Source organism: Phyllobacterium sp. 22229 (assembly GCF_052056495.1).
Classification (GTDB): domain Bacteria; phylum Pseudomonadota; class Alphaproteobacteria; order Rhizobiales; family Rhizobiaceae; genus Phyllobacterium; species Phyllobacterium myrsinacearum.
Genome location: NZ_JBQEPA010000032.1, coordinates 39,932 through 51,716 on the forward strand (window position 1 = coordinate 39,932; position 11,785 = coordinate 51,716).

An 11,785-nucleotide genomic window follows, 5' to 3' on the forward strand; every position below is an offset into this window, starting at 1 on the left:
ACGCTCCCCATGAATACCGACGGGGCAATTTGATTCAAATTTTGCCTGTTGCACAGATGCAACTGAATCGTCCGCCGCTAGATCAGCGCGACCCAGGCGCGCGCCAAAGCGAGGCCGGCCGCATCGGCCGAAGCACCGTTTTCCGCAACCAGTGCCGGATAGTTTGCAAGCCAGCCGGGGTTGTCCCTCATGATCTCGCCGTGGAAAACATGCCGCCATTCCTCGACCAGCGCGGTATCTGCCTCGAAGTGAAACTGGATACCATAGACGGCCCGCCCGATGCGGAAGGCCTGATTGCGCGTCATCGCACTCGAGGCGAGATGCATAGCGCCTTCCGGCAGGGAAAATGTATCCCTGTGCCAGTGAAAAATCGGAAAGTTGTGCGCAACCGCGGACAGCACGGGATCGGCTGCCGCTTCGGCCGTCGCCGTGACCGCATGCCAGCCGAATTCCTGCGGACGATCCAGAATATTTTCGGCCCCGTAGCCGCGCGCAACAAGCTGGCTGCCAAGGCAGATGCCAAGCACCGCCTTGTCCGCATCGCCAAAGCGCCGGATCAGCCGGGCAAGCGCGGGAAGGTAGGGAAACTGGTCGTCAGCAAGCGCATTCTGATCGCCGCCGAGCGAGATCAGCGCGTCATAACCGGCGTCATCGGCAGGCAACGGTTCACCGGTATGGGCCTGCACCAGATCAATCTGTGCACCGGCCTCCGCCAAGGCCTGTCCAACCAGCCCCAATCCGGTATTCTGATAATTCTGTACAACGAGAACGCGCATTCTACCTGCCTGATGATCGCATTGACGATGATCCTGCGATAGCATGGAGCCTTCACAGCCGGAAGCCATCAAATGCCCCTGCAAAACCGTGTCACACCCTTCGGCGACATCCTCGCCGTGCCCCAGCGCGGAACCCTCATGGGCAATCGCGGCATCATCCACGATCCGACAACGCGCACCCTGCTGAAACGGCGCTGGACCACCAGGGCCTGGATCATCTGCGTCTGCGCATTCAGGAACGTCCGGCGCGCCGTCATGGCCCGGCAAAGCTGGACCGAGCTGTTCTTTCTCGATGAGCCGACGGCGCTCAGTGCCGGACACCGCCCATGCTTTTATTGCCAGCGGGAACGGGCGAAGGCTTTCCAGGCAGCCTGGGCCGATGGCAAGGGCATCGCCAGACAATCGGCACCGGAAATGGACCGCGTGTTGCACGGGGAGCGCCTCGACGGGGACGGCGCCAAGAGACGCCACCGGCTTGCAACGGCGGTTAAGGACCTGCCGGACGGCAGCATGATCGCCTCCGGCGACAGTGCCTATCTCGTCTATCGGCGCGCGACTTATCTCTGGTCCTGGGACGGCTATGCGGCCTGCCCGCTGCCCACACGGGACGTCAGCCTGCTGACACCGCCCTCCACCGTTGAGGCCTTGCGCGGCGGTTACCAGCCAATCATCACGGGAGTTCAATCTTAATGCGTTATTTCAGCTAAAAACGCACTCCATGTGAATATCCTCCGGTTCCATCGTAAACAGTTCCGGATCGGGCGCGGTCACGACACAACCGAGATGCCGATAGAAATTCACCGTGTGCTCCGACGGCGTGGCGGAGATGTAGAAGCCCTTGGCGCCGCGCTCCTTCGCCGCCTGCCTGCTGCGTTCAAACAGCCGCACACCCAGGCGCCGGCCGCGATAGGCGTGACTGACATGCAGAAAACTCAACTGCAGCAAGTCTTTCCTTGGACCGCGCCAGATGCTGTCGACAATGGCCGCGCCCGCGAGTTTTCCACCATCGAAAGCGCCAAAGAACTGGCCGCCCCGGTCAAAACTTTCCTGAAGCAAGGGCGTGTATTTTTCCGGCTCGCCCTCTTCCCAACCCGGCGCGTCACAAAATTCGGGATGGAGAACCAGTTCCCCATCCTTCAGCGTATAGATATTTTCGATGATTTCGCTGCGGTCAATGCTCCAGACATGTTCGATCTGATCGCGGGTGAGAGGACGTATTTCCATGGCCTTGCTCTGCAATGTCAAAAGTGTTTATGCTCTTTCCACACATATAGAACAAAACTGCATCTGGCAAATGCCGTCTGGTCTTATGCCTTGGCGCCCTCAGGCACGGTCCGGCCCAGTTTCCATCCGAGGCTGGTACCGGCCGCAGCGATGAGAATGGCTGCAGATCCCAGGAACTGAATGGGCTGCAGCTGATGCCCGAAGGCGAAATAATCAACCAGAATGGCAGCGATGGGATAGATGAATGACAGCGATCCGGTGAGATGGGTCGGCAATTTCTGGATGGCGCTATAGAGCAGAATATACATCAATCCCGTGTGAACCACACCAATCGTGACGATGCTGCCCCATTCGGCCACGCCTTTCGGCAGGACACTGAAATCGGCAAGCGGCGCCATCAGCACGATGCCGACGCAAACCTGAATGAGCGCAATCAGATGCGGCGGCGTGCCCTTCAGCCGCTTGGCCACGATGGATGCGATGGCGTAGAGAAAGGCCGCGCCCAGCGACAGGCCGATACCGGCCATGTAGTTGGTTCCCGTATAACCGCCGCCGGGCTTGGCCTGAACGATCAGCAGCATGCCGGCAAATGCGACAGCCAGCCAGAACAGCTTGGTGAATGTCAGTTTCTCCTTGAAGATCAGCGCGCCCAATACGACGAGCATGAACGGCTGGACATTGTAAACCGTGGTCGCGATGGCAATGGACGCACGGGAATAAGCGGCAAAGAGCAGCACCCAGTTGAGCACAATGGCAACGCCGCCAAGAACGGCAAGACCGAACAGCTTCCATGACATGATGTTGGGACGCAGCAGGCCGAGTGCAGCGCAAACGCCGAGCAATGTCAGCGCTCCAAAGGCGCAGCGCCAGAACACGACGGATAAGACCGGCTGACCGGACATCAGCACAAACCAGCCGATCGTGCCCGAAATCATCATCGCAGCGGTCATTTCCACGCTGCCTCTTGCTACATCCCGTTCCATAGCGCTCGTCCCTTCATCTTGCATCACAAGACTATTCGGCGGGACGGCGTTTTGATATATGAAGAAGAAGGTACAATATTGAGTACACCTGTTTAATGCAGGTAAATTCCCTGATCTGCCTTACGAGGTTGCTATGCTCGACGAAATGGACAAGACCATCCTCGGCATTCTGATCGAAGATGCGCGAATCTCGCTGAAGGAACTGAGCCAGAAAGTCGGGCTCTCGTCCCCCAGCGTGTCCGAGCGGCTGCGGCGGCTTGAAGAAAAAAAGGTGATCCGCGCCTTCACCGTCGATATCGATCCGGCGGCGCTCGGCTACAATCTGACAGCCATCGTGCGGGTCAGGCCCCTGCCCGGCATGCTGCATATCGTCGAGCGGCTGATCCAGGAGATGCCTGAAATTACGGAATGCGACAAGGTGACGGGCGATGACTGCTTTATCGGCAAGCTGCATTTCCGCAGCATGGAACAGCTGGATGGCCTGCTCGACCGGCTGGCGGAAAAGGCGGAAACCAACACCTCCATCGTCAAATCCTCGCCGGTGAAGCGGCGTCTGCCGCCTCTCGGCTGACACCGTCCGCTTGACCGCCCCATCCCCTCTCTGGCATCCATCTCCCATGCGCGCAAATTACCGAATGCAACGGCTTTATATAACCGCGGATCTGGCGGCCGGCAGGCGAACCGACGCCCCGGCGGAAGCCGTCAACTATCTCGCCAATGTGCTGCGGATGAAGGACGGCGATGAAATCCTCGTTTTCAACGGCCGGGACGGCGAATGGCGCGCCGCCCTGCGCTTTGAAAGCAAGAAGAAACTGGCGCTGGAACCGCTTGAACTGACGCGGGTGCAACCGGCAACGCCTGATCTTGTCTATTGTTTCGCCCCGCTCAAGCAGGGGCGGCTCGACTACCTCGTGCAAAAGGCGGTTGAAATGGGTGCCGGGGTTCTGCAACCGGTGATCACCCAGCACACGCAGGTCACCCGAATCGGCGTGGATCGGATCGAGGCCAATGCCATCGAGGCGGCGGAGCAATGCGGCGTGCTGGCCATCCCGGAAACGCGCGAACCGGTCAAGCTTGAGAAACTGCTGGACGGCTGGGATGCGGGGCGGAGGCTGATTTTCTGCGACGAAGGTCATGATACCCATAACCCGCTGCCACTGCTGCAAAGCCTGCCGCGCGGGCCGCTTGGTGTTCTCATCGGCCCGGAAGGCGGGTTCTCGGATACGGAGCGCGAGACCTTGCGCAAACTGCCGTTTGTCACCGCCATTCCGCTGGGCCAGCGCATCCTGCGCGCCGACACAGCCGCCGTTGCCGCACTCGCGCTTATTCAGGCGACGATCGGCGATTGGTGAGTTACAAATTCTCTTGATGAGTGCATCAGCGAAATTTGCTTGCGCTCGTTTCCGAAAACAGCCAATCACGCCGCAAGTTCGAACATTCTAGTGGGGAAGCACCATCCATGGCGCGCGATACAACAGACGAGACGCCCCTTTCCGGTACGGAAGAACTGGCGACCTACCTCGCCCAGGGCTCCAAGCCACAATCGGCATGGCGCATCGGCACGGAGCATGAGAAATTCCCGTTCTACACCGAAGACAACAGTCCGGTTCCCTATGACGGTCCGCGCGGCATCCGCGCCATCCTTGAAGGCATGCAGTCGAAGCTGGGCTGGGAACCGATCATTGACGAAGGCAATATCATCGGCCTGGTCGAGCCGACCGGACAGGGCGCAATCTCGCTGGAACCGGGCGGTCAGTTCGAACTGTCGGGTGCACCGCTCTCCACTATCCACCAGACCTGCCGCGAAACCAATGCGCATCTGGCGCAGGTGCGCGAGATAGCCGAACCGCTCGGCATCCGCTTCCTGGGTCTCGGCGGCAGCCCGAAATGGACCCTGGCCGAAACGCCGCGCATGCCGAAATCCCGCTACAACATCATGTCCAACTATATGCCGAAGGTCGGCAAGGACGGGCTGAACATGATGTACCGCACCTGTACCATCCAGGTGAATCTCGACTTCGCCTCGGAAACCGACATGCGGCGCAAGATGCAGGTGTCCGTAAAGCTGCAATCCATCGCCACGGCGCTGTTCGCCATGTCGCCGTTCACCGAGGGCAAGCCGAACGGCCTGTTGTCCTGGCGTTCCAATATCTGGCGCGATACGGACAACAACCGCTCGGGTGTGCTGCCGTTCATCTTCAACGAAAATTTCGGCTTTGCCGATTACGTGGAATGGGCGCTCGACGTGCCGATGTATTTTGTCCTGCGCCATGGCCGTTACCATGACTGCACGCATGTGACTTTCCGCCAGTTCATGAACGGCGCGTTGAAGGATACCATTCCGGACGCTACGCCCAATATGGGCGACTGGACGAACCACCTTTCAACGCTGTTCCCGGAAGTGCGGCTGAAGCGCTTCCTTGAAATGCGCGGCGCCGATGGCGGCCCGTGGCGGCGCATCTGCGCGCTGCCGGCATTCTGGGTCGGCATTCTCTACGACGCCGAGGCCCTGGATGCGGCGGAAGCCCTCACCCGCGACTGGACCTATCCGGAAGTGCAGGCTTTGCGCGATGAAGTGCCGGCAAAGGGCCTGCGCGCCACGCTGCGCAACCGCTCTGTGCACGACATTTCCCGCGACGTGCTGGCAATTTCGCGCCTTGGCCTGAAAAACCGCGTGCTGCTCAACAGCGAAGGCTTTGACGAGACGCATTATCTCGCATCGCTGGAGGAAGTGGTCGCGCGCGGCACGACCTCCGCCGAGCAGATGCTCAGCCAGTACAACACGGTCTGGGGCGGTTCGGTTGAACCTGCCTTTCTGGAGTACGCCTACTAATTCCACCCTTTGGGAGATATGCAATGAGCAAGACCATCCTGATAACAGGTGCAAGCCGCGGCATTGGCCGTGCGGTGGCCATTCTTGCGGGTCAAAAGGGATGGTCGGTCGGCGTCAACTATATCGGCAACAGGGCTGCCGCCGACGAGGTGGTTGCGGCCGTCATCGCAGCCGGCGGTAAGGCAAAAGCCATACAGGGTGACGTCGCCAACGAGGCCGACGTCATCGCCATGTTCAGGCAGACCGAGGAACTCGGCCCGCTGGACGGCCTTGTCATCAATGCCGGTATCGTAGCGCCCGCATCCAAGCTGATGAATATCGACACCGAACGCCTCAAACGCATGTTCGATGTGAATATCCTCGGCGCCTATGTCTGCGCCCGCGAGGGTGTCCGGCGCATGGCGCGATCGCGCGGCGGCAAAGGCGGGTCGATCGTCATCCTGTCATCCGCCGCAGCCCGCCTCGGCGGACCGTCGGAATATGTCGACTACGCCGGATCGAAGGGCGCGATGGATACGCTGACCATCGGCCTTTCCAAGGAAGTCGGTGCCGAAGGCATCCGCGTCAATGCCGTCCGCCCCGGCCTGATCGAGACCGACATCCACGCCAGCGGCGGCCAGCCGGACCGGGCGCAGCGCCTCGGCGTGATGGCACCGCTGGGACGGCCGGGAACGGCTGACGAAGTCGGCGAATCCATCGTCTGGCTGCTCAGCGATGCCGCGTCCTATGTGACCGGCGCACTCCTTGATGTAACCGGCGGGCGCTAGTCAAGAATTTGACTCCCGTTGCCCGACTTATGTGTTATGCGGAAGCCAGATTGTCTGACGCGGATTCTTCACACCATGCCCACACACAAAGCGCTCACCGAAGCCTTCATTCCCGAACTGCCGAATTATTACCGCGGCAAGGTGCGCGAGAATTATGATCTGCCGGATGGGCGGCGCATCATTATCGCCACGGACCGCATCAGCGCATTTGACCGGATTCTGGCCTGCATTCCGCTGAAGGGCGAAGTGCTGACGCAGACCGCGCGCTACCAGTTCGAGCAGACCAGCGATATCTGTCCCAACCATGTGCTTGATTATCCCGACCCGAACGTCGTGGTTGCCCGCCGTCTCGATATCCTGCCGGTCGAAATCATCGTGCGCGGCTATCTCGCGGGAACCACCGGCACGTCGATCCTGACGCTCTACAAGGCCGGCAAGCGGGAGATGTATGGCACGACCTTCCCCGACGGCCTGCAGGACAATGAAAAGCTTCCCGCACCGATCATCACGCCGACATCCAAGGCGTTCGATGGCGGCCATGATGAACCACTGACCGCCCGGGAAATACTCGACCAGAAGCTGCTGACGCAGGAACAGTGGGACACGATTTCCGCCTATGCGTTCAAGCTTTTCGCGCGCGGACAGGAAATCGCTGCCAGCCGCGGCCTCATTCTGGCCGATACAAAGTACGAGTTCGGCACGGACGCCGACGGCAACATCGTGCTGGCCGATGAAATCCACACATCGGATTCCAGCCGCTACTGGTTTGCCGACAGCTATGCGCCGGGCAAGCGCCCGGTCAGTTTCGACAAGGACTTCATCCGCACCTGGGTGGTCGAGCGCTGCGACCCCTACAAGGATGATATCCCCGAGATTCCGCAGGATATGATCGACGCGACGACCAAGGTCTATATCCAGGCCTATGAAACGATTACCGGCGAAACATTCGTGCCCGGCGATCCCGCCGTCGATCCGCTGGAACGCATCCGCAAGAATCTGGCGCAGTACTTCTAACCCGATAAAAAGATTGAACTTTGGTTGTCGGCAGGGCTACTCTTCTCTCGTGCATCAGCCCGAAGGAGGATCGGCGCCATGAATCTTGTAGACATGTTCCTGAAGGGACAGGGCGGGCAGGCCGTGGAGGCATTGTCCCGCCAGTTTCAGCTCTCGCAACAACAGACAATCGCCGCCATCGAGGCATTGATGCCTGCCTTTTCGCAGGGCTTGCAGCGCAATACCGCCGATCCCATGGGCGTCGGCGCCTTCATCCAGTCGCTGTCATCGGGCCAACACGTCAATTATTTTGATAATCCGCAAGCGGCCTTCAATCCGGCGGGTATCGCCGACGGCAATGCCATTTTGAACAATCTGTTCGGTTCGAAGGAATTGTCACGCGCCGTCGCCGATCACGCCGCGCGGATGACCGGCATCGCCGTCAGTACGCTGCAGCAGATGCTGCCGGTGCTCGCATCCATGACCATGGGCGGGCTCTACAAGCAGTCGACAGGCCAGTTTGCGGCGGCCGGGCTCGGCGGCGGCAATGTCATTGGCGATTTCATCGAGCAGATGATGCGGCAAAGCGGCGGCATCGGCGGCCAGACCGCGCCCAACCAGCCGGGCGCCGCCAACCCCTGGGGCCAGATTCTGGAAAGCATGCTTGGCGGCGGCGCTGCCGGAGCGCCGCAGCAGCCGCAGGGCCAGGCCAATCCGTGGGGCAACAATCCGCTTGGCCAAATCCTCGAACAGATGACGCGCGGCGGGTTTCCCGGCGCCACGCCGCAAGGCCAGCAGCCGGCGGGGAATGCGCAGAACCCGTTCGGCGACAATCCCCTCGGCAAAATCTTCGGCGATATGCTCGGCGGCGGCGCGCAACAGCGCACGGCACCGGAGCCTCAGCCCCGGCAGCCGGACCAACCACCCACTGCCAACAATCCGTTCAAGGATGTCCTCGACCAGATGTTCGAAACGGGCCGGAAAACCAACGAACAATACCAGAAGGGCGTGGAATCCATTTTCGACCAGTATCTGCGCGGCATGGACCGCAACAAGTAGCGGCCCCATAAAGAAAAAGCCCGGCCAGAAGGCCGGGCAGTGGGCAGGCGGGGCACCGGGAGGGGATTCCGGTGTGAATGGGACGCCTGCTAAACCGTCAAAATCGATGCTCAGCTGATCGAGCGTGCTGCGCGCAAACGGGCCCGTACATCGGCCAGTGCACCCAGTTTTTCGCTCGGATCTTCAAGCAGCGACGTGCCAAGGGCCGAATGCAGATCACCGCGCGTGACACCGATGTCATGCAGCATTTGATCGTTCCACTCCCCGAGGCTCAAAATCGTTTTGCGATTGCGGCGGGCGACGATCATTCGGGTGACAAAGCCAGCGGCCTGGGCCAGCGCGAAAGCGATCGCGGGCACAAATCCATTTACTTCAGTCGTTCTCGTTGTCGTCGTCATCGCCCTACTCCTTTTTGAATGGCGCTGATCAAGAAGGGTTGAACCGCGTTGAAACCATTTTCTACGCATCACGCCCGGTATCGTTTCAACACGGGCGTCTCCTGAACATCTGTAGAATGATCCACAAAAATTGATTATTCAAACGAATGTTTTTCATGTAAACGTTCAATAATAATGATGGATTGTGCCGTCCGGGAGCGAAGCCATGAATGCGCCTCTTGATCTTGACCAATTGCAGACATTTATCGCCATTGCCGACAGCGGCAGCTTCACCAGAGCTGCGGATGCGGTCAACAAGACACAGTCAGCGGTCTCCATGCAGATGCGCCGGCTGGAAGAGCGGGTTTCCAAGGCACTCTTCGAACGGGACGGGCGCACCAACAAGCTGACCGAAGACGGCGAGCGTCTGCTGGCCTATGCCCGCCGCATGATGCAGCTCAACGGCGAAACCATCGCCGCTTTCGACGATACGCAGCTGCAGGGACACATCCGCATCGGCACCCCGGACGACTATGCCGACCGCTTCCTGCCGGAAATCATGGCGCGCTTTTCCCGGTCCAACCCGCGCGTCGAACTTTCGGTGGTGTGCGAGCCCACGGTCAATCTCGATGAGATGATCCGCAAGGGGCAGCTCGATCTGGCGCTGGTCACCCAGTGCGACGACATGCGCCGTTCGGAAGTGGTGCGCAGCGAGCAGTTGCTCTGGGTCACGTCGGCGCACCATACGGTGCATGAGGAGAAGGTGCTGCCGCTTGCCGTTGGCCGGCCGACCTGCATCTGGCGCGCCGCGGCAATCGACGTGCTCGACACCATGCATCACGATTATCGCATCCTGTTCACCAGCTGGTCGGCGACGGTTCTGGCGGCCGCTGTGCTGGCTGGTCTTGCCGTCTCGATCCTGCCGGAATGCGCCCTGCGCCCCGGCATGCGCGTGCTCACCGAAGCCGACGGCTTTGGCCGCCTGCCGGAATTCGGCATCGGCATCATGCGCGGCCACACCAAGCCCTCGGCCATCGTGGACGCGCTGGCGCAGCATATCGTCGAAAGCCTCGACAACCTGTCGATGCCAACCCCGGTCAGCATGGCGCCGGCGGCTGCGCCCAACCAGGTCAACCAGCGGCTGCGGCAGGTGCGCTCCACCGAGCTGGTTCCGGGCTGGTAGGCGGTTACAGCCCGCCCTGCCACGCCTTGATGGCATCGAGCGGATAGATCAGCATCAAGACATTGAGGGTGAGATTGTCGCGAATGACATATCCGGCCAGCAATTCGAAGACGATGGCGATGATGATCGTCAGCCAGAGCGGCGCGCGGGAGGCAAAGAAAAAGCCGATCACCATGAACAGGATATCACACACCGAGTTCAGCACGCTGTCGCCGGTATAACCGAGCGCAATGGTCGCCTCGCGGTAGCGGTTGATGACCATATCGGTATTCTCGAAAATCTCCCACGCGGCTTCCACCACGATGGCAAGCAGCAGGCGCAAGCCCACCGGCCTGCTGCGCGCAACCAGCCACAAAAGGCCGTAGAACAGAAAGCCGTGGATGATGTGCGACAGGGAATACCAGTCGGAAATATGCTGGGAATTGTCGGACGAGTTGACTTCGCCCACCCAAAGCTTGACCGCTCCGCAGGTGCAGATCGGATTGCGGCCCATCCACAGCAGGACGATGGCGGTCACCGCGATCATCGCGGCGCCGATCATCAGATAATGGCGCAGACTGAGACGTTGCGTCATGAGCATTCCCCCTTTTCATCCCCGGACCCTGGAACCCGCCTGTCCAAGACTTGACGCCGTTCGCCACCCCGGTAGGAATAGGAAATGACCGAAAAGTCCGAATCGACGTCCAATGTCGCCGAGTATTCCGTATCCGAAATCTCCGGAGCGCTAAAGCGCACTGTTGAGGACACGTTCGGCCATGTGCGCGTGCGCGGCGAAATTTCCGGTTATCGCGGCCCGCATTCCTCGGGCCATGCCTATTTTTCCCTGAAGGACGACAAGGCGCGGATCGAGGCCGTGGTCTGGCGCGGCAGCATGAGCCGGCTGAAATTCCAGCCTGAAGAAGGCATGGAAGTCATCGCGACCGGCAAGCTGACCACCTATCCCGGCTCGTCAAAATACCAGATCGTCATCGAGCAGATGGAACCGGCCGGCGCCGGGGCTTTGATGGCGCTTCTGGAAGAGCGCAAGCGCAAGCTCGGCGCGGAAGGTCTGTTCGACCCGGCCGCCAAGCAATTGCTGCCCTTCATGCCGCGCGTCATCGGTGTGGTCACCTCGCCCACCGGCGCGGTTATCCGCGATATCATTCACCGCATTACCGACCGCTTTCCGCTGCATGTGCTGGTCTGGCCGGTGCGTGTGCAAGGCGAAACGTCAGGCGCGGAAGTGGCCGCCGCTGTGAATGGCTTCAACACCCTGCAGCCGGGCGGCGCCTTGCCGCGGCCCGATGTTCTCATCGTGGCGCGTGGCGGCGGCAGCCTGGAAGATCTCTGGGGGTTCAACGATGAAGTCGTCGTGCGCGCCGTTGCGGCATCCGATATCCCCGTCATTTCAGCCGTCGGGCATGAAACGGATTGGACGCTGATCGATCTTGCCGCCGACGTCCGCGCGCCGACACCGACCGGCGCCGCCGAAATGGCGGTACCGGTGCGGGCCGACCTGCAGGCAAGCGTTGCCATCCTTCTCCTCGTCCTTTCCGGCGGGAATGCTTCCGGAAACTTTCGAAAGTCGGGAAAGGATCGGCGCTTTGGCCA

14 protein-coding genes are annotated in these 11,785 nt (G+C 60.5%); 9 read left to right on the plus strand and 5 right to left on the minus strand.

From position 1 onward, the window contains the following. Nucleotides 1-77 precede the first annotated feature (77 nt). Nucleotides 78-776 (minus strand): type 1 glutamine amidotransferase, encoded by a 699-nt coding sequence (locus tag ACTJJ7_RS26325; protein ID WP_440969324.1) that lies wholly within the window; start codon nucleotides 774-776, stop codon nucleotides 78-80. Nucleotides 777-848: 72 nt separating this feature from the next. On the opposite strand from ACTJJ7_RS26325, the gene ACTJJ7_RS26330 reads away from it, so the two are divergent. Further along, a complete protein-coding gene (locus tag ACTJJ7_RS26330; protein ID WP_440969325.1) occupies nucleotides 849-1,466 on the plus strand; it encodes a hypothetical protein in 618 nt (205 codons plus the stop codon). A gap of 9 nt (nucleotides 1,467-1,475) precedes the next feature. Here the strand turns inward: ACTJJ7_RS26330 and ACTJJ7_RS26335 are convergent, their stop codons facing one another. Further along, entirely contained in the window at nucleotides 1,476-2,000 is a 525-nt protein-coding gene (locus ACTJJ7_RS26335) for a GNAT family N-acetyltransferase (RefSeq protein ID WP_440969326.1), read from the minus strand. An 83-nt stretch (nucleotides 2,001-2,083) separates the two neighbouring features. After that, nucleotides 2,084-2,983: a DMT family transporter gene (locus ACTJJ7_RS26340; protein WP_440969327.1), complete on the minus strand. Its 900-nt coding sequence runs from the start codon at nucleotides 2,981-2,983 to the stop codon at nucleotides 2,084-2,086. A gap of 133 nt (nucleotides 2,984-3,116) precedes the next feature. Between ACTJJ7_RS26340 and ACTJJ7_RS26345 the strand changes: the two genes are divergently transcribed. From ACTJJ7_RS26345 to ACTJJ7_RS26370, 6 genes are all read left to right on the plus strand, one after another. Then, nucleotides 3,117-3,554: an Lrp/AsnC family transcriptional regulator gene (locus ACTJJ7_RS26345; protein WP_105736315.1), complete on the plus strand. Its 438-nt coding sequence runs from the start codon at nucleotides 3,117-3,119 to the stop codon at nucleotides 3,552-3,554. 46 nt (nucleotides 3,555-3,600) lie between these two features. Continuing rightward, on the plus strand, nucleotides 3,601-4,335 hold the full coding sequence (locus tag ACTJJ7_RS26350; RefSeq protein WP_440969328.1) for a 16S rRNA (uracil(1498)-N(3))-methyltransferase: 735 nt from the start codon (nucleotides 3,601-3,603) through the stop codon (nucleotides 4,333-4,335). Nucleotides 4,336-4,442: 107 nt separating this feature from the next. Next, the gene (locus ACTJJ7_RS26355) at nucleotides 4,443-5,816 is read left to right on the plus strand and encodes a glutamate--cysteine ligase (RefSeq protein ID WP_440969329.1); all 1,374 of its coding nucleotides are present in this window, start codon (nucleotides 4,443-4,445) and stop codon (nucleotides 5,814-5,816) included. A 23-nt stretch (nucleotides 5,817-5,839) separates the two neighbouring features. After that, the gene (locus ACTJJ7_RS26360; protein ID WP_440969330.1) at nucleotides 5,840-6,583 is read left to right on the plus strand and encodes an SDR family oxidoreductase; all 744 of its coding nucleotides are present in this window, start codon (nucleotides 5,840-5,842) and stop codon (nucleotides 6,581-6,583) included. 75 nt (nucleotides 6,584-6,658) lie between these two features. After that, the gene (locus ACTJJ7_RS26365) at nucleotides 6,659-7,597 is read left to right on the plus strand and encodes a phosphoribosylaminoimidazolesuccinocarboxamide synthase (protein ID WP_440969331.1); all 939 of its coding nucleotides are present in this window, start codon (nucleotides 6,659-6,661) and stop codon (nucleotides 7,595-7,597) included. A 78-nt stretch (nucleotides 7,598-7,675) separates the two neighbouring features. Next, a complete protein-coding gene (locus tag ACTJJ7_RS26370; protein ID WP_105736324.1) occupies nucleotides 7,676-8,635 on the plus strand; it encodes a DUF937 domain-containing protein in 960 nt (319 codons plus the stop codon). 110 nt (nucleotides 8,636-8,745) lie between these two features. On the opposite strand, the gene ACTJJ7_RS26375 is transcribed toward ACTJJ7_RS26370, so the two are convergent. Then, on the minus strand, nucleotides 8,746-9,033 hold the full coding sequence (locus ACTJJ7_RS26375) for a DUF1127 domain-containing protein (RefSeq protein ID WP_158531265.1): 288 nt from the start codon (nucleotides 9,031-9,033) through the stop codon (nucleotides 8,746-8,748). Nucleotides 9,034-9,238: 205 nt separating this feature from the next. Between ACTJJ7_RS26375 and ACTJJ7_RS26380 the strand changes: the two genes are divergently transcribed. Continuing rightward, a complete protein-coding gene (locus tag ACTJJ7_RS26380) occupies nucleotides 9,239-10,195 on the plus strand; it encodes a LysR substrate-binding domain-containing protein (protein ID WP_130268725.1) in 957 nt (318 codons plus the stop codon). Between the two features lie 4 nt (nucleotides 10,196-10,199). Here ACTJJ7_RS26380 and ACTJJ7_RS26385 read toward each other — a convergent pair whose 3' ends face one another. Beyond that, on the minus strand, nucleotides 10,200-10,769 hold the full coding sequence (locus tag ACTJJ7_RS26385) for a DUF2585 domain-containing protein (protein ID WP_440969332.1): 570 nt from the start codon (nucleotides 10,767-10,769) through the stop codon (nucleotides 10,200-10,202). An 84-nt stretch (nucleotides 10,770-10,853) separates the two neighbouring features. Between ACTJJ7_RS26385 and xseA the strand changes: the two genes are divergently transcribed. Next, nucleotides 10,854-11,785, plus strand: a 932-nt coding sequence (gene xseA / locus ACTJJ7_RS26390; protein ID WP_440969333.1) for an exodeoxyribonuclease VII large subunit, incomplete at its 3' end; no start/stop codon positions are given.